21 protein-coding genes are annotated in these 24,874 nt (G+C 70.8%); 1 reads left to right on the plus strand and 20 read right to left on the minus strand.

What is annotated here, in order from left to right:
* Positions 1 to 19: 19 nt before the first annotated feature.
* Both ACFQPS_RS08885 and putA read right to left on the minus strand, forming a co-directional pair.
* Positions 20 to 745, minus strand: coding sequence for a response regulator (locus ACFQPS_RS08885; RefSeq protein ID WP_377358252.1), 726 nt, complete (start codon positions 743 to 745; stop codon positions 20 to 22).
* 153 nt (positions 746 to 898) lie between these two features.
* The gene (putA, locus tag ACFQPS_RS08890; RefSeq protein WP_377358254.1) at positions 899 to 4,057 is read right to left on the minus strand and encodes a bifunctional proline dehydrogenase/L-glutamate gamma-semialdehyde dehydrogenase PutA; all 3,159 of its coding nucleotides are present in this window, start codon (positions 4,055 to 4,057) and stop codon (positions 899 to 901) included.
* A 134-nt stretch (positions 4,058 to 4,191) separates the two neighbouring features.
* On the opposite strand from putA, the gene ACFQPS_RS08895 reads away from it, so the two are divergent.
* Positions 4,192 to 4,677: an Lrp/AsnC ligand binding domain-containing protein gene (locus ACFQPS_RS08895; protein ID WP_377358256.1), complete on the plus strand. Its 486-nt coding sequence runs from the start codon at positions 4,192 to 4,194 to the stop codon at positions 4,675 to 4,677.
* A 100-nt stretch (positions 4,678 to 4,777) separates the two neighbouring features.
* On the opposite strand, the gene ACFQPS_RS08900 is transcribed toward ACFQPS_RS08895, so the two are convergent.
* The 18 genes from ACFQPS_RS08900 to ACFQPS_RS08985 all read right to left on the minus strand — a co-directional run bounded on the left by ACFQPS_RS08900 (position 4,778) and on the right by ACFQPS_RS08985 (position 24,873).
* Entirely contained in the window at positions 4,778 to 5,038 is a 261-nt protein-coding gene (locus tag ACFQPS_RS08900; RefSeq protein WP_012566965.1) for a YjhX family toxin, read from the minus strand.
* Between the two features lie 158 nt (positions 5,039 to 5,196).
* Complete coding sequence (locus ACFQPS_RS08905; protein ID WP_377358258.1) at positions 5,197 to 6,465, minus strand: TIGR03862 family flavoprotein; 1,269 nt, start codon at positions 6,463 to 6,465, stop codon at positions 5,197 to 5,199.
* 81 nt (positions 6,466 to 6,546) lie between these two features.
* Positions 6,547 to 6,903: a methyl-accepting chemotaxis protein gene (locus ACFQPS_RS08910; protein WP_012566967.1), complete on the minus strand. Its 357-nt coding sequence runs from the start codon at positions 6,901 to 6,903 to the stop codon at positions 6,547 to 6,549.
* A 123-nt stretch (positions 6,904 to 7,026) separates the two neighbouring features.
* Entirely contained in the window at positions 7,027 to 8,604 is a 1,578-nt protein-coding gene (gene serA, locus ACFQPS_RS08915) for a phosphoglycerate dehydrogenase (RefSeq protein WP_377358261.1), read from the minus strand.
* Between the two features lie 39 nt (positions 8,605 to 8,643).
* Positions 8,644 to 8,994: a DMT family protein gene (locus tag ACFQPS_RS08920; protein ID WP_377358263.1), complete on the minus strand. Its 351-nt coding sequence runs from the start codon at positions 8,992 to 8,994 to the stop codon at positions 8,644 to 8,646.
* 112 nt (positions 8,995 to 9,106) lie between these two features.
* Positions 9,107 to 10,267 carry a phosphoserine transaminase gene (locus ACFQPS_RS08925; RefSeq protein ID WP_377358265.1) on the minus strand — a complete coding sequence of 387 codons (1,161 nt, stop codon included), beginning with the start codon at positions 10,265 to 10,267 and terminating at the stop codon, positions 9,107 to 9,109.
* A gap of 195 nt (positions 10,268 to 10,462) precedes the next feature.
* The gene (locus ACFQPS_RS08930; protein ID WP_377358267.1) at positions 10,463 to 12,205 is read right to left on the minus strand and encodes a hypothetical protein; all 1,743 of its coding nucleotides are present in this window, start codon (positions 12,203 to 12,205) and stop codon (positions 10,463 to 10,465) included.
* A 175-nt stretch (positions 12,206 to 12,380) separates the two neighbouring features.
* Positions 12,381 to 13,172 carry a PhzF family phenazine biosynthesis protein gene (locus ACFQPS_RS08935; RefSeq protein ID WP_377358269.1) on the minus strand — a complete coding sequence of 264 codons (792 nt, stop codon included), beginning with the start codon at positions 13,170 to 13,172 and terminating at the stop codon, positions 12,381 to 12,383.
* Between the two features lie 10 nt (positions 13,173 to 13,182).
* Positions 13,183 to 13,641 (minus strand): GNAT family N-acetyltransferase, encoded by a 459-nt coding sequence (locus ACFQPS_RS08940; protein ID WP_377358271.1) that lies wholly within the window; start codon positions 13,639 to 13,641, stop codon positions 13,183 to 13,185.
* Positions 13,638 to 14,438, minus strand: coding sequence for a bifunctional hydroxymethylpyrimidine kinase/phosphomethylpyrimidine kinase (gene thiD / locus ACFQPS_RS08945; RefSeq protein ID WP_377358273.1), 801 nt, complete (start codon positions 14,436 to 14,438; stop codon positions 13,638 to 13,640). Before thiD ends, ACFQPS_RS08940 begins: the two co-directional genes overlap by 4 nt.
* Before the next feature lie 104 nt (positions 14,439 to 14,542).
* Positions 14,543 to 15,934, minus strand: coding sequence for a phosphoglucosamine mutase (glmM, locus tag ACFQPS_RS08950; protein ID WP_377358275.1), 1,392 nt, complete (start codon positions 15,932 to 15,934; stop codon positions 14,543 to 14,545).
* A gap of 80 nt (positions 15,935 to 16,014) precedes the next feature.
* On the minus strand, positions 16,015 to 17,172 hold the full coding sequence (gene folP / locus ACFQPS_RS08955) for a dihydropteroate synthase (protein WP_377358277.1): 1,158 nt from the start codon (positions 17,170 to 17,172) through the stop codon (positions 16,015 to 16,017).
* Positions 17,173 to 17,341: 169 nt separating this feature from the next.
* The gene (gene ftsH / locus ACFQPS_RS08960) at positions 17,342 to 19,282 is read right to left on the minus strand and encodes an ATP-dependent zinc metalloprotease FtsH (protein WP_377358279.1); all 1,941 of its coding nucleotides are present in this window, start codon (positions 19,280 to 19,282) and stop codon (positions 17,342 to 17,344) included.
* Positions 19,283 to 19,385: 103 nt separating this feature from the next.
* Positions 19,386 to 20,762 (minus strand): tRNA lysidine(34) synthetase TilS, encoded by a 1,377-nt coding sequence (gene tilS / locus ACFQPS_RS08965; RefSeq protein WP_377358281.1) that lies wholly within the window; start codon positions 20,760 to 20,762, stop codon positions 19,386 to 19,388.
* The gene (gene ybgF / locus ACFQPS_RS08970; RefSeq protein WP_377358283.1) at positions 20,753 to 21,691 is read right to left on the minus strand and encodes a tol-pal system protein YbgF; all 939 of its coding nucleotides are present in this window, start codon (positions 21,689 to 21,691) and stop codon (positions 20,753 to 20,755) included. The genes tilS and ybgF overlap by 10 nt, the downstream gene beginning before the upstream one ends.
* A gap of 185 nt (positions 21,692 to 21,876) precedes the next feature.
* Positions 21,877 to 22,365, minus strand: a complete 489-nt coding sequence (gene pal / locus ACFQPS_RS08975; RefSeq protein ID WP_377358285.1) for a peptidoglycan-associated lipoprotein Pal — start codon at positions 22,363 to 22,365, stop codon at positions 21,877 to 21,879.
* A 151-nt stretch (positions 22,366 to 22,516) separates the two neighbouring features.
* Positions 22,517 to 23,872 carry a Tol-Pal system beta propeller repeat protein TolB gene (tolB, locus tag ACFQPS_RS08980; protein WP_377358287.1) on the minus strand — a complete coding sequence of 452 codons (1,356 nt, stop codon included), beginning with the start codon at positions 23,870 to 23,872 and terminating at the stop codon, positions 22,517 to 22,519.
* Entirely contained in the window at positions 23,872 to 24,873 is a 1,002-nt protein-coding gene (locus ACFQPS_RS08985) for an energy transducer TonB (protein WP_377358289.1), read from the minus strand. The genes tolB and ACFQPS_RS08985 overlap by 1 nt, the downstream gene beginning before the upstream one ends.
* Position 24,874: the final 1 nt, after the last annotated feature.

The raw sequence follows: 24,874 nt of genomic DNA on the forward strand, positions 1-24,874 counted from the left end.
CAGTGGCCCGCAGACCCGGTCAGATCGGATCGGTCACGTCCACGCCGAGCCGGTAGCCGAGCCCCTTCTCCGTCAGGATCAGGCGCGGCGAGACGCCAGTGTCGCACATCTTCCGGCGCAGCCGGCTGACCAGCACGTCGATGGTGCGGTCGTTGGGGTTGCGGTCGGTGCCGCTGACCGCGTCGATGAGCTGGTCGCGGGTCACCACCCGCCCGCCGGAGCGGACCAGCAGCGCCAGCAGTTCGAACTCGCCGCGGGTGACGCGGATCTCCTGCCCCTCGGGGTCGATCAGGCGGCGGCGCGCCAGATCCATGGTCCAGCCGCCGAAGCGGCGCACCGTGCCCTCCGCCCGACGCATCTTGCTGGGGTGCGTGCGGCGCAGCAGGTTGCGCGCCCGTGCCAGCAGTTCCCGCGGGTTGGGGGGCTTCGTCACATAGTCGTCGCCGCCCGTCTCCAGACCGAAGACACGGTCGTCCTCGTTCGCCCGGTTGGTGACGATGATGATCCCCACATTGGAGATCTCGCGGATGCTGCGGGCGATGGAGAATCCGTCCTCGTCCGGCAGCTCGATGTCGAGCAGCACCAGATCGGGTGGCTGCCGCAGCAGCGCCTCCCGGGTCTGTCGGCCGTTCTCGGCCTCGGCGATGAGGAATCCCGCCTCGTGGAAATAAGCGGCGAGGAGGGCCCGCGTCGCGGGCTCATCCTCGACGATCAGCACCAAGGGCGCGTCAGCAATTTCTGGCATGCGCTACGGCCGCCACCTTCCATCGATCGGACCTATTGCTTCAATGCCTATACGAAAGGGAGGGTACCTGCCAAGTCACTTCGAAAGGGGTGGGACAGCCATCCGCACTTCCCCGATCGGGGTAGGGGCGGATGGCTCGATCCACCGCTCCGGTCAGCCGCCCAGGGCGAGAAGCGCCGTATTCCCGCCGAAGGCGGTCGTATTCACGGTCAGGGTCTTCTCCGTTGCAAAACGCAACAGGTAGTGGGGTCCGCCGGCCTTGGGGCCGGTGCCCGACAGGCCCTGACCTCCGAAAGGTTGTACCCCGACGACGGCCCCGACCATGTTGCGGTTGATGTAGGTGTTGCCGACTCCCATCGTCCGGAACAGCTCGAAGGCCCGGGTCTCCAGCCGGCTGTGGATGCCGAAGGTCAGACCGTAGCCGGTGGACTGCAATCCGCGCACGACGCCGTCGATCTCACCCGAGCGGAACCGGACCATGTGCAGCACCGGCCCGAACACCTCCCGCGGCAGCCGCGCGATGCCGTCGATCTCGTAGAAGCGCGGTCCGAAGAAGGTCCCGGCGGAGAGCGACTCCGGGACCGGCACGGCCTTGATCAGCCTCGCCTCCCGGTCCATGCGCCGGACATGCTCCTCCAGCACCTGCCGGGCGGGATCGTCGATGATCGGGCCGACATCGGTGGCAAGGTGGCGCGGATCGCCCAGGGTCAGCATGTCCATGGCGCCGGACAGCATCGCCGCCAGCCGGTCGGCGATCTCCTCCTGCGCGTAGAGGACGCGCAGGGCGGAGCAGCGCTGCCCGGCGGAGAGGAAGGCGGACTGGATGCAGTCGTCGACCACCTGTTCCAGCAGCGCCGTGCTGTCCACGATCATGGCGTTCTGGCCGCCCGTCTCCGCGATCAGCGGCACGATCGGGCCGTCGCGGTCGGCGAGCGTCCGGTTGATGGCGCGGGCCGTCTCGGTCGAGCCGGTGAAGGCGACCCCGGCCACGCGCGGGTCGGCCACCAGCCGCGCCCCCACCGTCTCGCCCGTGCCCGGCAGCAGGTGCAGCACCTCCCCCGGCACGCCGGCCCGGTGGAAGCGCCGGACCACCTCGGCCGCGATCAGGGGCGTCTGTTCCGCCGGCTTGGCGACGACGGTGTTGCCCGCGGCCAGCGCCGCCGCCATCTGCCCGACGAAGATGGCGAGCGGGAAGTTCCAGGGGCTGATGCAGGCGAAGACCCCGCGGCCGGCGAGGAAGAGGTCGTTGCTCTCCCCCGTCGGGCCGGGCAGCCGGACCGGGGCACCGAACTGGTCGCGGGCGCGGGCCGCGTAGTAGCGGCAGAAATCCACCGCCTCGCGCAGCTCCGACGTGGCGTCGGGCAGGATCTTGCCGGCCTCGTGGACCAGCAGCCCCAGCAACGGCGCGTCATCGGCCTCCAGCGCGTCGGCCATGCGGTTCAGAATGTCCGCCCGGCGCTTGCCGCCCAGGCGGTCCCAGCCCGGTTGCGCCGCGGCGGCCAGCCCCACCGCCTCCTCGACCTGCGCGGCCGTGGCCTCGACCGCCGTCCCGACCGTCCGGCCGCGGTCGGCGGGGTTGGACACCGGCCGCCCCTGGCCGGAGAGCTGACGCCCGCCGACGATGGGGGCGGCCGTCCAGCCGCCGCCGGCCATCGCCTTGTCGATCCGGCGCAGCAGCGGCTCCACCTTCTCCGGCGCCGAGAGGTCGTAGCCGCGGGAGTTGCGCCGCTCGCCGCCATAGATGTCGGCCGGTACCGGGATGTGCGGGTGCCGCGTCGCCGCCTCCTCCGTCATGGCCGTGACGGGATCGGCCACGACCCGGCCGACCGGCACGTCGGGGTCCATGTAGGTGTTGACGAAGCTGCTGCTGGCCCCGTTCTCCAGCAGGCGCCGGATCAGATAGGGCAGCAGGTCCTCATGCGTGCCGACGGGCGCGTAGACGCGCACCCGCGGCATCGCCGTCAGCGTCTCCCGCGCGGCGGTGTAGAGCAGCTCGCCCATGCCGAACAGGCGCTGGAACTCCAGGTCGCGGTTGTCCCCCGCGATGTGCAGGATGGCGGCGATGGTGAAGGCGTTGTGCGTGGCGAACTGGGGGAAGATGGCGTCGGACGCGGCCAGCATCCGCCGGGCGCAGACCAGGTAGGACAGGTCGGTCGCCGCCTTGCGGGTGTAGACCGGATAGTCCTCATGTCCGGCCTGCTGGCTGTGCTTGATCTCCGAATCCCAGTAGGCGCCCTTGACGAGGCGGACCATGAAACGGCGGCCGGCGCGCCGCGCCGTGGCGGCCAGCCAGTCGATCACCCGCGGCGCCCGCTTCTGGTAGGCCTGCACGGCGACGCCCAGCCCGTTCCAGCCGGCCAGATCGGGGTCGGTCGCCAGTGCCTCGACCACGTCCAGCGACAGGTCCAGCCGGTCCGCCTCCTCGGCATCGACGGTGAAGTTGATGTTCCAGCGCTTCGCCGCGAGCGCCAGGGTCTTCACCCGCGGCACCAGCTCCGTCATCACCCGCGCCTGCTGGGCGAACTCATAGCGCGGATGCAGGGCGGACAGCTTGATGGAGACGCCGGACGATTCCTGCGGCCCGCGGCCGCCGGCCTGGGCGCCGACCGTGTCGATGGCCTGCCGGTAGGCCTCGAAGTAGCGCTCCGCCTGCTCGGGATTGCGAGCACCCTCCCCCAGCATGTCGAAGCTGAAGACGGTGCTGGCCGGCCTGGCCGAGCGGGCGGCGGCAAGGGCCGCGTCGATGCTGCCGCCCATGACGAAGTGCTCGCCCATCAGGCGCATGGCCTTCGCCATGGCGGCGCGGATCACCGGCTCGCCGGCCCGCTGCGCCACCCGCTTCAGGAAGCCCGGCGCATTGCCGCCGATCTCCGCCGGGTCAAGCTCGACCAGCCGCCCGGACAGCGCCAGCGCCCAGGCCGTGGCGTTCACGAAGGCGCTGTCGCTGTGGCCCAGATGATTGTCCCACTGCCCCTGGCTCAGCTTCTCCGCGATCAGCCGGTCGGCCGTCTCCGGGTCGGCGACCCGGAGCAGGCACTCGGCGATGCACATCAGCGCGATGCCTTCGTGGTTGGTCAGCCCGAATTCCTGCAACAGCGCGTCCAGCGGCCCCAGCTCCCGGCGGCGACCACGGGCGCCGTCCACCACCTTCACCGCCAGCTCATGGATGAGCGCGCGCTCGTCCGGCGTCAGGCCGTGCGCACCGGCCAGATGGGCGATGGCCTTGTCCTCGCACAGATGCTTGAGCGCGCGCAGGGCGTCGCGGATGACGGCGGGGTCGCTGGGCGGCGGGACGGCGAGCGGAGAGGGCATGGCGGCGACACCTTGCTGCATGGGCCAGGGGTGGATCGTCCGGCAATCTAGCCGATCAATCTGCGGATTTTCCGCCGACTTATACAGATTCGCAGTATGATCCACCAGGGTATGGCGGATCGACGGGAGAATCTATGGCAGGGGATCAGACGGCGCCGCGCCTGGATCGCATCGACCTGAACATCCTGCGCATCCTGCAACAGAACGGCCGCATTGCGAATGTGGAGCTGGCCCGCCGGGTGCACCTCTCGCCCACCCCCTGCCTGGAGCGGGTGCGCCGGCTGGAGCGTGACGGCTATATCCAGGGCTACATGGCGCTGCTGGACCCTGACCGGCTGGACCGGGGTCTGCTGGCCTTCGTGGAGGTGCGGCTGGAGCGCACCTCGGGCGATGTCTTCCGCATCTTCGCCGAGGCGGTGTCGAAGCTGGAGGAGATCCTGGAGTGCCACATGGTGGCCGGCGGATTCGACTATCTGATCAAGGTGCGGGTGGCGGACATGGCTGCCTACCGGGCGTTCCTGGGCGACAAGCTCTCCATCATCCCCGGCGTGGCGCAGACCCACACCTACATGGTGATGGAAGAGGTCAAGGCGACCCACGCCATCCCCGTGCCGCGGTAGGCTCCACCGTCCCCGGTCCCCGACGGGCATCGCCGGGGACCGGATCGGGCTTGCTCCCGATTACGGCCGGATCATGATCGGTTGTCCGGCTGGGGCCGGATCACGATCGGTTGTCCGGCTGCGGCCGGACGGCAGCCAGTCCCTTGCGCGTGATGCGGTAGGGACCGCCGTTCTCCGACGCGATCAGGCGCTTGGAGCGGAGTTTCCTGAAGGTGGTCATGTCGCAGTCGAGCAGGCGCCACCCCTCGCGGGTGATGCAGTCAACCTCGATGATACGGCGGTCGTCGTCCTTTTCGATGTCGATACGGCCGCCACGGGCGAGCGCATGCAGGGTGCGCTGCTCCGGCTTGGAGATGTTCATTTTTCCGGGATATGTCGTCAGTCAGCGGACAGGCTGAGGCAGCCGAGGAAACCGGCGCCCGCTCGGCGGACGGCGGCTCGGACTTACGCAGGCTGATCCGTGGCGCCAGGGGCGCGGACACGGGTCAGCGGACGGTGACAATCCCAGACATGAAGCCCTTACGGACCGGAAAGGATGGGCGGAGACATATCCGAAGGCGGATGGGAAGACAAGAAGCGCAATGCGCCCTCCCCCGCCGCGACGCCGCTGGCGAAGCATCCTTGCAACAGGTAGCCGCCGGTCGGCGCCTCCCAGTCCAGCATCTCGCCGCAGCAGAAGACACCCGGCAGCCGGCGCAGCATCAGGGCCTCGTCCAGCTCGTCCAGCCGGACCCCGCCGGCGGTGGAGATGGCCCGCTCCAGCCCGCGCAGGCCGGTCAGCTCCACCGGCAGGGCCTTGACCGCGGCGGCCAGCCGGCCGGCACCGGCCAGCGCCCCTTCCGGCGCCAGTTCGCGCAGCAGGGCCGGCACCGGCGGCGCCAACGACAGGGCCTTGCGCAGCCGGTTGGCGAGGCTGTCCGCCGCCGGCACCCGCGCCAGCTTGTTCTGCACCTGCGCCAGGGTCAGGTCGGGCTTCAGGTCCAGGGTGACGACGGCGCGGCCGTCGCGCTCGATCGCCTCCCGGACGGGAGCGGACAGGGCATAGAGCGCCCCGCCCTCCAGGCCCGCGCGGGTGACGACCAGTTCCCCCGGCACGGTGCGGCCGGCGAAGCTGACGGCGATGCGCTTCAGCGGCTGGCCTTCCGCCCGCTCCAGGAATCCGGGGCTCCAGGGCCGGTCGAAGCCGCTGTTGGACGGGCGGAAGGGTGCCAGCCCGACGGCGCGCGCCGCGAGCCAGCCAGCCCAGGCACCGTCCGACCCCAGGCGTGGCCAGCTCGCCCCGCCGAGCGCCAGGACCGTGACCGCCGGGCGCAGTGTCAACGGACCGTCCGGCGCCGTCAGCGCCAGGGCACCGTCCGGCGTCCAGCCGGTCCAGCGGTGGCGCAGGTGCAGCCGCACCCCCTGCCCGTCCAGCCGGCGCAGCCAGGCGCGCAGCAGCACGCTGGCCTTGAACGTCTCCGGAAAGACGCGGCCGGAACTGCCGACGAAGGTCGGCACGCCCAGGGCGGCGCACCAGGCGCGCAGATCGGCGGGGGAGAAGCGGGCGAGCAGCCGGCGGAACAGCTCGCGGGCCGGGCCGTAGCGCCCGACGAAGCGGTCCAGCGGCTCCGAATGGGTGATGTTCAGGCCGCCGCGGCCGGCCATCAGGAGCTTGCGGCCGGGCGACGGCATGGCGTCGTAGACATCCACCGCCACGCCGGCAGCCGACAGGGTTTCGGCCGCCATCAGCCCTGCGGGACCGGCGCCGATGACGACAACGGATGGGACGCTCTCTGGACGGTCGGTCATGGCCGGCAAGGGAGCACGCCGGAGCGGCCGGGGCAAGACCCCGTCGACAGGCCGGCCGGCTCCCGTCAGGCGGTGGTGCCCTCAGGCGGTGGTGATCGCCCGCTCGACGAGCTGGCCCAGATGCTGGGTCCGCTTGGTCAGGCTCTGCAACACGCTGGAAATCTCGGCGGTGGCCGCCGCCGTCTGGCCGGAGAGGTTCTTCACCTCGCCCGCCACGACGGCGAAGCCCTTGCCCGCCTCCCCGGCGCGGGCGGCCTCGATGGTGGCGTTCAGCGCCAGCAGGTTGGTCTGCTTGGCGATGGCGTCGATCTGCTGGGCCACGGTCCCCACCTTCTCGATCTCGGCCCGCAGTCCCTCCAGCTCGCGGCTGATCTCCTGTAGGGCACTGGCGAGGTCGGACGTACTGACGCCGGTGGGCGTTCCTGTGCCGTACTTCATGGGGCGACCCTGGAGGCTGGAGGGAAACCGGACGCCGCACAGGATCGTGCGACCCCCTCTTTTTACCACGTCGAGGGGGCCGCGATCGTTACAAAACGCTGCAAAAGGTGTCGGGACACCTGATCAGAAGGTGAGTGCCTTGGCCCGCACCACGCTGGGCAGGGCGCGGATGCGCTCGACCAGGTCGTCGCCCAACGGCTGGTCCACGCAGACCAGCGCGATGGCCGTCTCGCCCGCGGCGGTGCGGCCCAGGTGGAAGGTGGCGATGTTCACGCCCGCATCACCCAGCGCGGTGCCCAGCTTGCCGATGAAGCCCGGCTTGTCCTCGTTGCGGATGAACAGCATGTTGGGCGTGACCTCGGCCTCGATCGGCACGTCCTCGATCTCCACCAGCCGGGGCTTGTCGCCGCCGAACAGGGTGCCGGCGAGGGTGCGCGTCCGCGCCTCGGTGGAGACGATGACGCGGATCAGCGTCTGGTAATCGCCCGCATCCTGCCGCTTGGTCTCCGACACCTTGATCTCCCGCTCCCGCGCGATGACGGGGGCGTTGACCATGTTCACCGACTCCATCAGCGGGGCCAGCAGGCCCTTCAGCACGACGGCGGTCAGCGGCCGGGTGTTCAGCTCCGCCACCTGGCCCTCGAACTCCACCGTGACGGCCTTCAGCCCCGTCTCGGTGATCTGGCCGGCGAAGCTGCCGAGCTGCTCGGCCAGCTTCATGTAGGGGCGCAGCTTCGGCGCATCCTCGGCCGAGACGGACGGCATGTTCAGCGCGTTCACCACGGCGCCGCTGACCAGATAGTCGGCCATCTGCTCGGCGACCTGGAGGGCGACGTTCTCCTGCGCCTCGGTCGTGCTGGCCCCCAGGTGCGGGGTGCAGATGACGCGGTCCATGCCGAACAGGCCGTTCTGCTTTGCCGGTTCCTCGGCGAAGACGTCCAGGGCGGCGCCGGCGACATGGCCGCTCTCGATCGCCGCCTTCAGGTCCTCCTCGACGATCAGACCGCCGCGGGCGCAGTTGATGATGCGCACGCCCTTCTTCGTCCGGGCGAGGCTGTCGCGGTTCAGGATGGCGCGGGTCTCGTTCGTCAGCGGCGTGTGCAGGGTGATGAAGTCGGCCCGGCGCAGCAGCTCGTCCAGCTCCACCTTCTCCACGCCCAGGTCCTGGGCGCGTTCGGGCGACAGGAAGGGGTCGAAGGCGACGACCTTCATCTTCAGGCCCAGGGCGCGGTCGGCGACGATGGAGCCGATGTTGCCGCAGCCGATCACGCCGAGCGTCTTGCCGTACAGCTCGACGCCCATGAAGCGGTTCTTCTCCCACTTGCCGGCGTGGGTGGAGGCGTTCGCCTCCGGGATGTCGCGGGCCAGCGCCATCATCATGGCGATGGCGTGCTCGGCCGTGGTGATGGAGTTGCCGAAGGGCGTGTTCATCACGACCACGCCGCGGGCGGTGGCGGCCGGCACGTCCACATTGTCCACGCCGATGCCGGCGCGGCCGACGACGCGCAGGTTGGTGGCGACGGCCAGCACGTCCTTGGTCACTTTGGTCGAAGACCGGATGGCCAGACCGTCATAGCCGCCGATGATGGCCTTCAGCTCGTCCGGCTTCAGGCCGGTCTTCACATCGACCTCGATGCCCCGCTCCTTGAAGATTTCGACCGCGCGGGGGCTCAGGCTGTCGGAGATGAGAACCTTGGGCATGGCACTGCTCCTTGGGAGATGGCTGGCGACCCGCGCGGGTCAGCTCCAGTCGTGGACCGAGAAGAAAACGGCGACGAAGATCAGCACGAACGCCACCCAGTCGTTCCAGCGCAGCGATTCCCCCAGATAGAGGGTGGAGAAGCCGGCGAAGACCAGGAGCGTGATCGCCTCCTGGATCATCTTGAGCTGGGGGGCGGTATAGACGGCGTGTCCCATCCGGTTCGCCGGCACCTGGAGACAGTATTCGAAGAAGGCGATGCCCCAGCTCGCCAGGATGACGAGCGTCAGGGGCGCGGCCTTGAACTTCAGGTGCCCGTACCAGGCCAGCGTCATGAAGACATTGCTGGCGACCAGCAGCAGGACGGGGACGAGATAGGCGGACAGGGGCATGGGAACTGCCGCGTTGGCCGGTCGGGTCCGGGTCCGGTGCGGGCGATGGCGGCAGGGCCGGCCGCAGCCGGCCCCCGCCACCTTCCGGCCGGTATTCCCGACGGGAAAGGGATCAGCCCGCCTTCACCGTGGCATAGGCCCAGTCGAGCCAGGGCAGCAGCGCCTGGATGTCGGCCGTCTCCACCGTGGCGCCGCCCCAGATGCGCAGCCCCGGCGGGGCGTCGCGGTAGGCGCCGGCGTCAAGCGCGACGCCCTCCTTCTCCAGCAGGGCGGCGACCTTCTTGGCGATGTCCGCCTGCGCCTCGGCCGACTGGCCGGTGGCCCAGGGATCGACGATCTTCAGGCAGATGGAGGTGCAGGAACGGGTTTCCGCCCGCTGCGGCAGGAAATCAACCCAGTCGGTGCGCGCCACCCAGTCGGCGACCGCCGTCAGGTTCGCCTCCGACCGGCCGATCAGGGCCGGCAGGCCGCCGATGGACTTCGCCCAGGTCAGGCCGTCCAGCGCATCCTCCACCGCGATCATGGAGGGGGTGTTGATCGTCTCACCCTTGAAGATGCCTTCGACGATCTTCCCGTCCTTGGTCATGCGGAAGATCTTCGGCATCGGCCATGCGGGCTTGTAGCTCTCCAGCCGTTCCACGGCGCGGGGGCTGAGCACCAGCATGCCGTGCGCCGCCTCACCGCCCAGCACCTTCTGCCAGGACCAGGTGACCACGTCGAGCTTGGACCAGGGCAGGTCCATGGCGAAGGTGGCCGAGGTCGCGTCGCAGATGGTCAGGCCCTGCCGGTCGTCCGGGATCCAGTCGCCGTCCGGCACGCGCACGCCGGAGGTGGTGCCGTTCCAGGTGAAGACCACGTCGCGGCCGAAATCGACCTGGGTCAGGTCGGGCAGCGCGCCGTAGGGAGCCTTGAATTCCCGCACGTCGGTCAGCCGGAGCTGCTTGACCACGTCGGTGACCCAGTCCTTGCCGAAGCTCTCCCAGGCCAGCATGTCGACGCCGCGGGCGCCGAGCAGCGACCAGAGCGCCATCTCCACGGCGCCGGTGTCGGAGGCGGGCACGATGCCCAGCCGGTAGTCGGCGGGGATGCCCAGGATTTCCTTGCTGAGGGTGATCACCTGCTCAAGCTTGGCCTTGCCGGGCTTGGAGCGGTGGGAGCGACCGACGAGGGCACCCTTGAGGGCCTCGATGGTCCAGCCGGGGCGCTTGGCGCAGGGGCCGGACGAGAACTGCGGGTTCGCAGGGCGCGAATCCGGCTTCGGCAGAGCCGTCATAGACTATTCCTTACAGAATAGAGCGCCCCGTTGGGGGGGCGTGTCCCGCCGCGGAAAGTAGGGGGCGCCGCAAGGTCGGTCAATCGCCACCAACGCGGGCGGACACATTGCGGCCATGCCGGGCGCGCAGGCGAAACTTCCTTGCGGGGCCTGACAGTCCGGGGGGGCCGGCGCGGAAGCGCTTCCGGCGGGCGTTCAGGCGAGGGCGTTGGGGATCAGCGCGGCGGGGACCAGCCCCGACTCGGTCAGCAGGGCGCACAGCTTCTGGAGCGCGTCCTTGCGCTCCTGCGGGCCGGGAAAGCGCTCCAGGTAGCGCAGGATGAACTCCGGCCGGTGCAGGGCCTGGGTCAGCAGCTCCGAAGCGACCTGCCGGGCCTTGCCTTCCGCCGGCAGGCAGGGGCCGAGCCGGATCAGGCTGAGGATGCGGTCGGCATAGGGGACGGAGGAGTTGCCGATCACTTCCTTCCGGATCAGGTCGTGCAGCGCCGTGTCGATCAGCTCCAGCAGCTCCCGCCGCGGCCCGGCCGGCAGGCCGATCCCGGCCACCCGGGAGGCGATGGTCGCCAGGGGCTTCATCGCCTCGCCCCGGTTGTGCAGGCCACCCGTCTCCCGGATGATGTCCTCCGGCACCAGCAGCGAGCGCAGATAGGGCGCGAGCTTGGCCTTCGGCGCCTCCCCCGGCGCCTGCTCCATCAGCCCGAGCACAAGCTCGATACGGCCGGTGCAGGTGCGCGACTGGCCCAGCAGGTCGGCCATCGCCTCGGGCTGGATCAGCCGGTCCACGCGGGTCGCCAGCGCCTCCAGCACCTCCTCGTCACGGGCCAGGGTCGGCGCCTTGCGCCGGATGTACTCCAGGATCTCGACACTGGCCGCGATCTCGTCGCGGATGCCGATGCCGGCGCGCAGCGGCTGGCGCGCGTGCAGGTGGCGCAGCAGCCCGACCCGCAGCTCGGCCAGGGTGCGCGGCAGCGCCCCCTGGGCCAGCAGCCTGGACAGGGCCTGCACCCCCGGCGGCAGCGAGGTGGACGCCGCGATGGCGAGGTTGCCGACATAGAGATCGACGGCGTTCAGCACCAGCTCGAAGCGCGGCCGCTCGGCCCCCGCCAGTTCGCGCAGGGCCAGGGGCGAGGCGAGGATTTCCGCCGCGAGCGAGTCGACGACCCGCATCTCCACGACCGTCAGGTCGGGGGTCCAGAGGCGGAACAGCCGGTCCAGCTTCTCCACCCACGACTTCGACTCGGCCAGATGGGCCGCCACGGCGCGGTAGAGCGGCGGATGCGGATCGCCCGGCTGGCCGCGGAGCTGCCGGCCGACCTCCGCCAGCGTCGGCGGCCCCAGCCGGAGCGGCGGCCCGGCCTTCGCCTCCTTCTGCAACCGTCCGAGCCCCTCCTCCACGATCGCCAGCAGTTCCTTCACCCGGGCGACGGCAGTCTGCTTGGTGCCGCGCACCTGGGTGCTGGCAAGGCGTTGCAGGGCGCCCTGCACCGTCGTGCCGGCCTGGTCCAGCGCCTTGGCGTGGACCTCGTAGTAGAGGATTTCCAGCGGGGTCAGGCGGCGCTCGTCCAGATACTTGGCGAGCAGGCCACGGAACACCTGCCGCTGCGGATCGCCGGCGAGATCGTCGGGACTGTCGCACCAGGAGGCGTCACGGCCGGGATTGGCGCGCAGCAGGGGATCGGTCTCCTGCACGCCCGCGCGCATGCGCTTGACGATGGTGACCGTGGTGGAGAAGCCGTGGTCCACATAGTCGGTGCGGCGGACGACGCGCACGCCCTCCACCTCGTTGCGCTGCACCAGCAGGGCGGCCGCCGGCTCGATCTGGCGCAGGTCGGCGGCATCCTTGACGACCAGCCACTGGTCGCCATGGAAGCTGTGCAGCTCGAAGGAATGGCGTACCCGGCCGACGAGCTGCGCCTTGTTCAACGCCTGGTCCAACACGGTCCGCCACGTTCAGCTAAAACCGGATCGCGCCCGCGGTATCGTCCGCAGGCCCGTGTCCGGCAGTTGTGATCGTTCGGGCCTATCTTGCTGGATTACGCCCCCAGGGTAAACCTGTTTGTCTGGCGGGACGGCATCCGGAAAAGACCGGATGCCGGGCGCGTCGTTCCGTGGTTCAGATGTGGATCATCCCTTCCAGATAGAGCGCGGCACGGCCGCCGATCCGCACCCGGTCGCCCTCCAGCGCACAGTGCAGCCGGCCGCCGCGGCGGGACACCTGCTCCGCCTCCAGCCGGGTGCGGCCCAGCCGGCCGGCCCAGTAGGGGATCAGGGTGCAGTGGGCGGAACCGGTGACCGGGTCCTCCGGCACGCCCTTGGCCGGCGCGAAGAAGCGGGAGACGAAGTCGATGCCCGGTGCGTCGCCGGGCGCGGTGACGATGGTCATGCGGTCCAGGGCCGCCAGCCGGTCCATGCGCGGGCTCAGGGCGCGGACCTGCTCCGCCGTCGGATAGACCACCAGGAAGTCCCGGGCGGTCAGGATGGCGGCCGGCGGCGGACCGCCCAGCCCCTCCAGCAGGTCCGCCGGGGCCTCGACCGGCACGGGCGGCCGGGCCGGGAAGTCCAGGGTGAAGACCTCGCCGTCGCGGCTGACGGACAGGTCCCCCGCCTTGCGCGTGCGGAAGGCGAAGCGCTCCCGCCCGGGATCGACGAAGCGGGACAGCACGTAGGCGGTGGCGAGGGTGGCATGGCCGCAGAGATCCACCTCCGTGCCCGGCGTGAACCAGCGGATGGCCCAGGTCCCCTCCCCCTCCGGCACGCAGAACGCGGTTTCGGAGAGGTTGTTCTCGGCGGCGATGGCCTGCATCGTCGCGTCCGGCAGCCACTCCCGGAGCGGCACCACGGCCGCCGGATTGCCGGCGAACACCCCGGTGGCGAAAGCATCGACGGTGTAGCTGTTCAGGCGCATGGCCGGTCCTTCAGAGGTCGGTGAAGTCGAAGGCGTTGTCCAGCGCCGCCAGCCCCAGATGCGGGTAGTAGCTGCGCGCCTTGGGTGCGGCCAGCAGCAGGCAACGCAGCGGCGGGCCGCCCGCGGCGGGATCCAGCAGGCGGACCGCCTCGTCGCGGGTCCGCCGCATCAGCGCGCGGCCGATGCCGTGACCCTGCCAGTCCCGGTCCACCGCCAGATCGGACAGGTAGCAGCAGAAGGAGAAGTCGGTGACGGAGCGGGCGACGCCGACCAGCCGCCCGTCCGGCGCCCGCGCCGTCACGGTCAGGCCGGCATGGCGCAGCATCGCGGCGATGCGCGCCGGATCGTCCACCGGCCGCCGCTCGGCCAGACCGGAGCGGCGCAGCACGTCCACGAACTCGGTCGGCGCCAGATCCGCCTCCACGGCATAGACGATGCCGGCATCCCCGGCGGGGCCGGACGTGGTCATGGGAAGGGCCTGACGGTATGGCTGTGGTTCAGCGGCCCGTGGCCGTGGCCGTAGCCGGGGGCCGTCTGGATCGCCAGATCGACATAGGCCGAGGCGCGGGCGACCGCCTGGGCCAGCGGCAGCCCCTGCCCCAGCCCGGTGGCGATGGCGGAGGCGAGCGTGCAGCCGGTGCCGTGGGTGTGCGGCGTGTCCACCCGCTCGCCGGTGAAGTAGGTTTCCCCGGCCGGGGTCACCAGCAGGTCCGTCACCTCCGGCCCCGGCAGGTGGCCGCCCTTCATCAGCACGGCCCGGGCCCCCATGGCGAGCAGCCGGGCCGCGGCCTCGCGCTGGCCGTCCAGATCCCGGATCTCCAGCCCGGTCAGGGCCTCCGCCTCCGGCACGTTGGGCGTCAGCAGGTCGGCCAGCGGCAGCAGGCGGGCGACCAGCGCCGCCGTGGCGCCTTCGTCCAGCAGGCGCTGCCCGCCCTTGGACACCATCACCGGGTCGATCACGACAGGGACGCGGCCGGCCAGGGGCGCGATCTCGTCCGCCACGGCGTCGATGATCTCCGCCGTGGCGAGCATGCCCGTCTTCACCGCGTCGGCGCCGAGATCGTCCAGCACCACCCGGATCTGCTGCCGGATGAAGGGGATCGGCACCGCATGCACGCCATGCACGCCGCGGGTGTCCTGCGCGGTGAGCGCGGTGATGGCGGTCATGGCATAGCCGTCCAGGGCCGTGACCGCCTTGATGTCCGCCTGGATGCCGGCGCCGCCGCCCGAATCCGAGCCGGCGACGATGAGGATGCGTCCGTTCATGCCCGATCCGTTGTCAGAATGGCTGGGTCGCCGGGCGGCAGGATCGCGCGCCCGGCCCGGTGCGAAGCCTTACCGCAACGGCGGGCCGGGTCAACGCGGGAACGCTATTCCGCGGGCTGGGGCTGGGATACGGTGGCCGCCTCCACGGCGGCGACGATGTCCGTCACGACGGCGGTCACCAGCCCTTCGTCCTCCCCCTCCGCCATGACGCGGATCAGGGGTTCGGTGCCCGACTTGCGGATCAGCACCCGGCCGCGGGCGCCCAGCCGCCCTTCCCCCGCCCGGATGGCGGCCTGGACGCCGGCCTCCTCCAGCGGGCGGACGCCGCCCGCGGGATCGAAGCGCACGTTGCGCAGGAGCTGCGGCAGCGGCTGGAAGACCCGCAGCACCTCCGACGCGGGGCGGCCCGTCCGCTGGATCTCCGCCAGGACCTGCAACGCCGCCAGCAGCCCGTCGCCCGTGGTGGCGAAGTCGGACAGGACGATGTGGCCGGACTGCTCGCCGCCCACGTTGAAGCCGTGCTCGCGCATGTGCTCGACGACGTAGCGGTCGCCCACCGGCGTGCGCGCCAGGGTCAGGCCGCGGTCGCGCAGGAACAGCTCCAGGCCGAGGTTGGACATGACGGTGGCGACGACGCCGCCACCTTTCAGCCGGCCGTCCTCGGCCCAGCTCCGGCCGATCAGGGCCATGATCTGGTCGCCGTCGATCTGCGTGCCGCTCTCGTCCGCCAGGATCAGCCGGTCGGCGTCGCCGTCCAGGGCGATGCCCAGATGGGCCTTGTGCGCCACCACCGCGGCGCGCATCGCCGCCGGTGCCGTGGCGCCGCAGTCGCGGTTGATGTTGAAGCCGTCCGGCCCCACGGCCAGCGGCACCACCTCCGCCCCCAGCTCCCACAGCACCTTCGGCGCCACCCGGTAGGCGGCACCGTTGGCGCAGTCCACGACGATCTTCAGCCCGTCCAGCCGCAGCCCGCGGGGGAAGCTGGCCTTCACCTGCTCGATGTAGCGGCCCGGCGCATCCTCCAGGCGGGAGGCGCGGCCCAGGTCGCGCGGACCGGCAAGGTCCGCCGCGGGACCGTCGGCGGCCCCGTCCGCGGCGATCCGGGCCTCGATCACCGCCTCCATCTCGTCCGACAGCTTGTAGCCGTCCGGGCCGAACAGCTTGATCCCGTTGTCGTGGAAGGGGTTGTGCGAGGCGGAGACCATGACGCCCAGATCGGCCCGGAGCGAGCGCGTCAGCATCGCCACCGCCGGGGTCGGCAGCGGCCCGACCAGCACCACGTCCATGCCCATGGAGACGAAACCCGCCGTCAGCGCCGGTTCCAGCATGTAGCCCGACAGCCGCGTATCCTTGGCGATCACCACGACATGGCGGTGGCTGCCGCGGCGGAACTGCGCCGCCGTGGCCATGGCGACCTTCAGCGCCATCTCCGCCGTCATCGGGTCCGTGTTGGCCGTGCCGCGGATTCCGTCCGTGCCGAACAGCCTGCGCGTCATTCCCCCGTCTCCCCCCTGCCTGTCAGGAACCGGCCCGCCTTATAGCAGATCGGGCCGGCCCGGCCATGCCCGGCACCGGGTTACAGCCCGATGCTCCCCCAGACCGCCCGGGCCTGCCAGGTTTCCGCCACGTCATGGACGCGCAGGATCTGCACCCCCTGAGAGAGGGTAGCCAGACCGGCGGCCAAGGACCCGGGGAGGCGCTGCTTCGGCGCCTCCCCACGCGACAGGCTGGCGATGAAGCGCTTGCGGCTGAGCCCGACCAGCACCGGGCAGCCCAGCGCGTGGAAGATCCCCACCTGCCGCAGCAGGGCGAGATTGTGCTCCACCGTCTTGCCGAAGCCGATGCCGGGGTCCACGGCGACACGGTGGCGGGGGATGCCCGCCGCCTCCGCCGCCAGCAGCCGCTCCTCCAGCCCGTCGAAGACGTCCAGCACCACGTCGCGGTACTGCGGGTCCTGCTGCATGGTGCCCGGCTCGCCCTGCATGTGCATCAGCACGACAGGGCAGCCCGCGGCCGCGGCGACGGACAGGCTGTCCGGATCGCCGGCCAGGGCCGTGACATCGTTGACGATCCGCGCCCCCGCCTCCAGCGCCGCCCGCATCACCGACGCCCGGCGGGTGTCCACGGAGACGACGGCCCCGGCCTCCGCCAGCGCCCGGATCACGGGGACGACGCGGGCCGCCTCCTCGGCCGGTTCCACCGGCTGCGCCCCCGGCCGGGTCGACTCGCCGCCCACGTCCAGGATGTCCGCCCCCGCCTCCAGCAGCGCCCGGCCGTGCGCGACCGCGGCGGCGGGATCGGCATGATCGCCCCCGTCGGAGAAGCTGTCCGGGGTGACGTTGACGATGCCCTGGATCAGCGGCCGGCCCAGCCCCAGTCCGGCCCAGGCCGGCTCGCCCACGGTCAGGGGCGGCGTGGTGAGCGCCGCCAGCAGCACGGCGGCACGCCGCGCCGCCGGCTGTTCCAGCCCCGCCATCCAGCCGCGCACGGCATCGGCCGGGGCGATGGCGCGGACACTGCCGGCCGGGGTCCGCACCGCCACCTCCAGCAGGGCGAAGGCGAAGCCGCTGCCGGCCAGCCGCAGCGCCTGCCCCGCCGCGACGGCGCGGTCCGCCTCCGCCCCGGAGAGGAAGGCCGTGGGGCGGAGATAGAGGTCGGCCGGACGGGCCGGCGGAGGAAGCAGGGCAAGGGTCGGCACGGCACCCGGGACGGTGATCGGCACGGCGGAGGTCATGGCGGCTCGCGGCTGCGGAACGGTCGGGCAAGGTAGCGCGGGACAACGGTTCACCGGAAGCATCATCGCCGGCCGATGCCCCACCGCGCCCGAAGAAACCGCACAAAGAAGAAGGGCCCCCGGATCGCTCCGGGAGCCCTTCAGTCACTCACCTGTGCTCCGGTCCGGCTCAGACGCCGGGCTGCGGCTCCGGCTCCAGACCCCCGGTATCCTTGCCGGTGGTCGGGACGGAGGCGCGGCGCCCACCGCCCTTGGGCGGCTCGGGCTTGGCCTGCGGCGGGGTCACCGGCGGCTCCGGCCGCACGATGTTCTCGCCGCGGATCAGGGCGCGCACCTCGTCGCCGGACAGGGTCTCGTACTCCAGCAGCGCCTGGGTGACCCGCTCCAGCTCGTCATGGCGCTCGGTCAGGATGCGGCGGGCATGGCCCTCCGCCGTCTCGATGATGCGCCGGACCTCCTCGTCGATGAGCTGGGCCGTCGCCTCGGACATGTTCTGCTGCTGGGTCACGCTGTGGCCCAGGAACACCTCCTGCTCATTGGCGCTGTAGCGCACGCGCCCCAGCCTGTCGGACATGCCGAACTCGGTGACCATGCGGCGGGCCATGTTGGTGGCCTGCTGGATGTCGTTGCCGGCACCCGTGGTCACGTATTCCGGCCCGAAGATCAGCTCTTCCGCCACGCGCCCGCCGAACATCATGGCGAGACGGCTCTCCAGCTCGATCTTGGAGTAGGTGTACTTGTCCCGTTCCGGCAGGTTCATGGTCACGCCCAGGGCGCGACCGCGGGGGATGATGGTCACCTTGTGCAGGGGGTCGCTCTCCGGCATGTAGAGGCCGACCAGGGCGTGGCCCGCCTCATGGTAGGCGGTAAGCTTCTTCTCCCGCTCGGTCATGACCATGGAGCGGCGCTCCGCCCCCATCATGACCTTGTCCTTGGCGGCCTCGAACTCGGCCATGCCGACCACGCGCTTGCCCGCGCGGGCCGCCAGCAGGGCCGCCTCGTTCACCAGATTGGCAAGGTCCGCACCGGAGAAGCCCGGGGTGCCGCGGGCGATGATCCGGGCGTCCACGTCCGGCGACAGCGGCACCTTGCGCATGTGGACCTTCAGGATCTTCTCGCGGCCCAGCACGTCGGGGTTCGGCACGACGACCTGACGGTCGAAGCGGCCCGGACGCAGGAGCGCCGGGTCCAGCACGTCCGGCCGGTTGGTGGCGGCGATCAGGATCACGCCCTCATTGGCCTCGAAGCCGTCCATCTCCACCAGGAGCTGGTTGAGGGTCTGCTCGCGCTCGTCGTTGCCGCCGCCCAGGCCGGCGCCACGGTGGCGGCCGACGGCGTCGATCTCGTCGATGAAGATGATGCAGGGGGCGTTCTTCTTGCCCTGCTCGAACATGTCGCGGACGCGGGAGGCGCCGACGCCGACGAACATCTCCACGAAGTCGGACCCGGAGATGGTGAAGAAGGGCACGTTGGCCTCACCCGCCACGGCGCGCGCGGTCAGGGTCTTGCCGGTGCCCGGCGGACCGACCAGCAGCACACCCTTCGGGATCTTGCCGCCCAGACGCTGGAACTTCTGCGGGTCCTTCAGGAACTCGACGACCTCCTCCAGCTCCTGCTTGGCCTCGTCGATGCCGGCAACGTCATCGAAGGTGACGCGGCCGACCTTCTCCGTCAGCAGGCGGGCGCGGGACTTGCCGAAGCCCATGGCCTTGCCGCCGCCGCCCTGCATCTGGCGCATGAAGAAGATCCAGACGCCGATCAGCAGGAGCATCGGGAACCAGCTCAGCAGGATGCTGAACAGGCTGGGGACGTTGCTGTCGTCCGGCACGGCGGTGATGCGGACGTCGCGGTCGGCCAGACGCTGGACCAGATTGGCATCGGGCGGCACGTAGGTCGAGAACGGCTGGCCGTTGCTGAGATGGCCCGTCACCTGGTTGCCCTTGATGGTGACGTCCGAAACGGAGCCGCGCTCCACCTCATCCAGAAGCTGGCTGAAGGCGATGCTGTTCGGCGCCATGCGGGTGGACGACGTCTGGAACAGGTTGAACAGGGCCACCAGCAGGAGGCCGATGATGATCCAGAGCGCCAGGTTCTTGCCGAAGTTGTTCACGTCGTAACCTTTCAAAGACCGCCCCGCGGGCCGACGCACCGCTGAACCGGGTGAGCTGGGCACCGGTGCGCGACAGACCCTGCGATGCAGGGGGAGCTTCCCATTAGATAATCCTCGTGTCCGCCCAGACAACAGAGAAGCGTGGTCCCGACGCTGCTTCGGGGGGCAGGAAACGCACCCGACAGGGTACGGAATCGGCGTCCGGACCGATACCCCACAGATGGGGTACGCAGAGCACCCGCCCGTCCCGCCGCAGCGCCGGCAGGGTCCGGCGGACAAGGCCGGGCAGTCCGGGGGCAGGCACTCCGGGGGCTTCGCCGCGGGGCAACGCCGCCGTCTCCCCGCCAAGCGCCGCGACGGTCACGGATTCTGCGCCGTTCCAGGCGATCCGGAAGCGCCCGTCCCAGAGGACACTCCCGCCAGGCGGCACCTCCATTGGTCCGGCCACGGCCCGCGGCTCGCGCAGGATGCGCCAGCCGGCGCGGGTCGGAACCACGAGACAGCCGTGCAGCGTGGCGCCCCGGAACCGCCCGGCCCCATCTTTGTCACCGCCGATCCCGGAACCCGCCGGGTCGCCCCGGCGGAGCACGGCCAGCAGCCGGTCCAGCCGCTCGCCGCGGGGCGGCAGGGCGGCCCCGCCCACGGCCTGCAAGAGGCGCAGCAGAACCCGCCGGGCGACCGCCTCCGGCGGGTCACGGAGGGCCGCCGCGGCAACCTCACCCCATCCTTCAGGATAGAGCACGGCCTGCCCGGCCAGCACCGCGGCGGCGGCATCGTCGAGCGCTGCGCGGATCTGTCCCGCCGCCAGCGCCCGCTGCCAGGGCTCCTCCGTCCCGCCGGCACCGGCCTGGCGCAGCCGGCCGCGGGCGAAGCGGTCGGACAGGTTGGAGGGATCGTCCAGCCAGGGCTGGCCGTAAGCGGCACAGGTGGCCGCCAGCCGCGCCCGCGGCAGGTCCAGCAGGGGCCGCAGCAGCCGCAGCCCGGGCAGCTCGCGCACGGCGGCCATGCCGGCCAGCCCGTCGGGGCCGCTGGACCGTCCGGCCCGCAGCAGCACCGTCTCCGCCTGATCCTCGCGCTGGTGGCCCAGCAGCAGGTGCAGCACCCCCTCCGCCCGGCAGCGCGCCTCCAGCAGGGCGTAGCGCGCCGACCGCGCCGCCTGCTGCACCCCGCCGGACGGCTTCTGCCCCTCCCAGCGCAGGACGGCGTGGCGGATGCCGCGGGCCGCCATCCAGGCGCCGACCTGCGCGGCCTCGGCGGCCGATTCCGGCCGCAGGGCATGGTCCACGGTGAGGGCAAGAACGCGGCCGCCCCGCGCCCGCGCCCAGGCGTCGGCCAGCAGCACGAGCGCCAGACTGTCACGACCGCCGGAGACGGCGACGGCCAGGGCCGGCCGGGCCTCGAACGGCCCCAGGGCCGCCATGCGGGCGGCGAACTCGTCGGCGGCGACCGGCGCGCCCTGCTGTGGCTCCGTCAGCCGCACCGCAGGCGGTTTCGTTCCTGCTCGGCCCGGCGCTGGATGGTACCCGGCGCGTCCTTGAAGTCGGTGCGGAGCTGGTCGAGGGCGATGCAGGCATCCTCGCGCTGGTTCAGGTTGCCGAGCGCCATGGCCAGCTTCAGCAGGCTGTCGGGGGCCTTGTTGCTCTTCGGGTACTTCTTGTAGCCCTCGGCGAAGGCGCGGGCCGATTCCTTGTACTTGTTGCGGACATAGAGCGTCTCACCCAGCCAGTACTGCGCATTCGGCGCGAGCTGGTGCGTCGGGTGCTGCGCGAGGAACTGGGTGAAGGCCCGCTCGGCGCCGGCATAGTCGCCCTGACGGGTCAGGTTGAAGGCGTAGTCGTACTGCTCCTGCGCGCTGCCCGTAGGCAGGTTGCCCGTCGCCGGCTCGGACGCCGACGGGGCTTCGGAGCGGACCGGAGAAGATGATGCCGGGGAGGACGGGGCCGGCGAGGGCTCGGCGGCGGGACCCGCCAGCGGCGCCGGACCCGCGGGCGGCAGGCCGCCGCCGGCCCCCTGCTCCAGCCGCGACAGGCGGAAATCGATGTCGGCCGAAAGCTTGGAGAGCTGGTCGCGGAGCTGGCCGATCTGGAACGCCGCCTCCTCATAGCGGCCGTTCAGGGTCAGCATGTCGTTCTCCATCCGCGTCAGCCGCGCCTCCAGGCTGGCGGCGACGCTGGGCGGGGCCGTCTCCATCCCGCCGGACGCCGGTGCCGACGGGCGCCCGCCGCCACGGTAGACATCGCGGGACAGCGTCTGAAGCTCCGTCTCCAGCCGGTTGACCCGGTTGATCAGCTCCCGCAGGTCACCGCTCTGGGCGGCGGCCGGGGCGGCCGTTCCCAGCAGCGACGCCGTCAGCAGCAGGACGGTCGGCAGAAGCGGGCGACGACGCAGGGATGGCTCGGAACGGATCATGGTCTCGCGCAGGGCTGGCGGTGGACGGGTCCGGACTGGAACGCGACCGGCAAGGTAGCGTCTCCGGCGCCGGGCAGGAAGAGCGGACGGCACGGGCCCGCCCGAACGCAGAAACGCCGCCCGGTTTCCCGGGCGGCGCTCCGTAGGCTTGGACCTTGGCGGTCCGCGGGATCAACCGACCGAGATCAGTTGATCACCGTCACGCCACGACGGTTCTGGGCCCAGGCGGACTCGTCGGAACCGAGAACGGCCGGGCGCTCCTTGCCGTAGCTGATCGTCTGGACGCGAGCGGTGTCGACGCCCAGCGCGGTCAGGTAGTTCTTCACCGCGGTGGCGCGGCGCTCGCCGAGGGCCAGGTTGTACTCGCGGGTACCGCGCTCGTCGGCGTGACCTTCGACGGTCACGGTGACGTTCGGGTACTGCTTCAGCCAAGCGGCCTGACGGTCGAGGGTGGCGGTCGCCTCCGGCGTCAGATCGAAGCGATCGAAGCCGAAGAAGACGCGGTCACCGACGTTGGCGAAATCCTCAGCAGAACCCGGGACCGGGCCGGTCGGCGTAGCCGGAGCCGCAGTCGTGGTGCCGCCCGTCGTGGTGGTGGCGGTGGTTTCCGGCGCGGACTGGCAGGCGGAAACCAGCATGAGCGCTGCGAACAGGCTCAGGAACTTGAAGCGCATTTGAGAGACCCCCTAACTTCGACACTGTTGCTTTATGATCGGATGTTGCCCCACGAGCGACGCTAACTAACATCCAGTCGCCGATGTCTTCCGATCTTTAGACTGTTAAGTCTTAGCGCCGTTCTTGCGATGCGAAAATAATGTGACCACCTCAGGGAATCAAGGGCGACCAAGCCGGGTCCGACGCATCGGTGGCAGTCACCATCTGCCGTTCGTTCACGCCCGTCAGATCGATCGTGAACAGACGGCTCTGGCGCTGCCGGGCGCCCGCCCCCACCGGCTTCTCCTTGAAGTACATGAGGACGCGGCCGTTCGGGGCCCAGGTCGGCCCCTCGACATGGAACGCTTCGGTCAGGAGGCGCTCGCCGGTTCCGTCCGGACGGATTACGCCGATATAGAAGCGACCTCCGTTGAGCCGCGTGAAGGCGATCAGGTCGCCGCGGGGCGACCAGACCGGCGTAGCATATCGGCCCTGGCCGAAAGTAATCCGCTTCACGTTCGAACCGTCGGCATTCATCGTATACAGCTGCTGCGTACCACCACGGTCGGACTCGAACACGATCTGCTTGCCGTCCGGTGAGTAGGACGGAGCCGTGTCGATGCCGGGATGGTCGGTCAGCCGGGTCTGGCGCCGCGTCCGGAGGTCGAGCGTATAGATGTCCGTGTTCCCGGACTGCGCGAGACTCATGATGACCTGGTTGCCGTCGGGCGAGAACCGGGGGGCGAAGGTCATGCCCGGAAAATCACCCAGCAGCTCCTGCCGGCCGGTGTCGATGTTGAACAGGTACACCCGAGGCTTGTTGTTGAAGTAACTCAGGTATGTGATTTCCTGGGCGGTCGGGGAGAAGCGCGGCGTCAGCACCAGGACGCGGCCGTCGGTCAGGAAGCGGTTGTTCTCCCCGTCCTGATCCATGATGGCGAGCCGCTTCACGCGCTGGTTCGCAGGGCCGGACTCGGCGATGTAGACGACGCGGGTATCGAAGTAGCCCTCCTCGCCCGTCAGCCGCTTGTAGATGGCATCGGAGATGATGTGCGCGACTCGGCGCCACCCTTCCGCCTGGGTGAAGTAGGCCAGCCCGGTGAGCTGCTTGCCGTAGACCACGTCGAACAGACGGAACTGCACTCGCAGCCGACCGTCCGGCTGGGCCTGCACGCCGCCGGCGACCAGCGCCTGGGCCCCGATGAGACGCCAGTCGGCAAACCGCGGCGGCGCGGAGGCGAGCTGCTCCGGCGTCTGGATGAATCGGGCCGGGTCGAGCGGCTGGAACAGGCCCGACCGCTCCAGATTGGCCGTGATCACCGAGCTGATCTGGCGCGCGACCGTCTGCTCCTGCGGGGTGCCCCCGAGGAACGTCGTGATCGCGATCGGCATCGGCTCGCTGACGCCCTTGGTGATGTCGAGCCGGAGTTCCTGCGCCGACGCGGCGCCGGCCGGCAGGGCAGCGGCTAACGCGACCAGCAGGGCCGCCGCGAGACGGCGACCGATCGTGAGGAAGGTGCGGATCATCAGAACATGTCCCTCGGGCTGAAATTCATCACGATGCTGCCGCGGTTACCGTACTTGTCCCGCGGAAGGTTCAGAGTAGCGCAGGCCGGAAGCTGCGGCGCGCGCAGGGCGCTTTCCACGAACGCACGGAAGTGCGGATCGCTCAGGCTGCCGTTGCCGCGGATGAACTGCACGCCGGTGACGCGCATGTTCGGATCGAACAGCACCCGGATCTCGGCCTGCATGCTCTCCACCCCGCGCGCACCGGCGGGGACGTTCCAGCACTGGCCGATCTGCCGGCGCAGGGCGTCCTCCTCGCTGATGCTCAGGCGCTCCCCGGCGGCGGCAGGCGGGCTGCCGGACTCCACGGGGCGCTCCTGCGGCTTCTCCTTGGCCGGAGGGGCGGGCTTCTCCTTCTCCAGGCTGTTCAGCAGATCGGACATGGTCCGCTCCGGCCTGGGCTTCGGTTCTTCCTTCTTCGGCTCAGGCTTGGGCTTCGGCTCTTCCTTCTTGGGTTCCGGCTTCGGCTTGGGCTCTTCCTTCTTGGGCTCCGGCTTCGGCTGTTCCTTCTTCGGTTCCGGCTTGGGAGGCTCCGGCTTCTTCGGTTCCTCTTTCTTCGGCTCCGGTTTCGGTTCCGGTTTCGGCTCGGGCTCGGGCTCGGGCTCGGGTTTCGGCGGCGCGGGCTCGGGCTTGGCCGGGGGCTTGGGCGGTTCGGGCTTCGGCGTCGGCTCCGGCACGGGCGGCGGCGGCAGCGCCTGGGCCTTGGGGGGCGGCGGCGGCTCCTGCTTCGGAGGCTCGGGCTTCGGCGGTTCGGGCTTGGGCGGTTGCGGTTTCGGCTGGGCGCGCGGCTTGGGCGCGTCCTGTTGCAGGCGGGCGATGGTCATGGGCCCGACCTCGACCACGTCCACCGGAATCTCCTGAAGCATCAGGACGTCCTGGCTCTTCAGGGCGGGCAGGCCGAACAGCGCGATCAGGAAGAGCGCGACGTGCAGCACACCCGAGAGGACAAGGGCCCTACGCATG

The organism is Rhodocista pekingensis (genome assembly GCF_042665545.1).
Taxonomy (GTDB): domain Bacteria; phylum Pseudomonadota; class Alphaproteobacteria; order Azospirillales; family Azospirillaceae; genus Rhodocista; species Rhodocista pekingensis.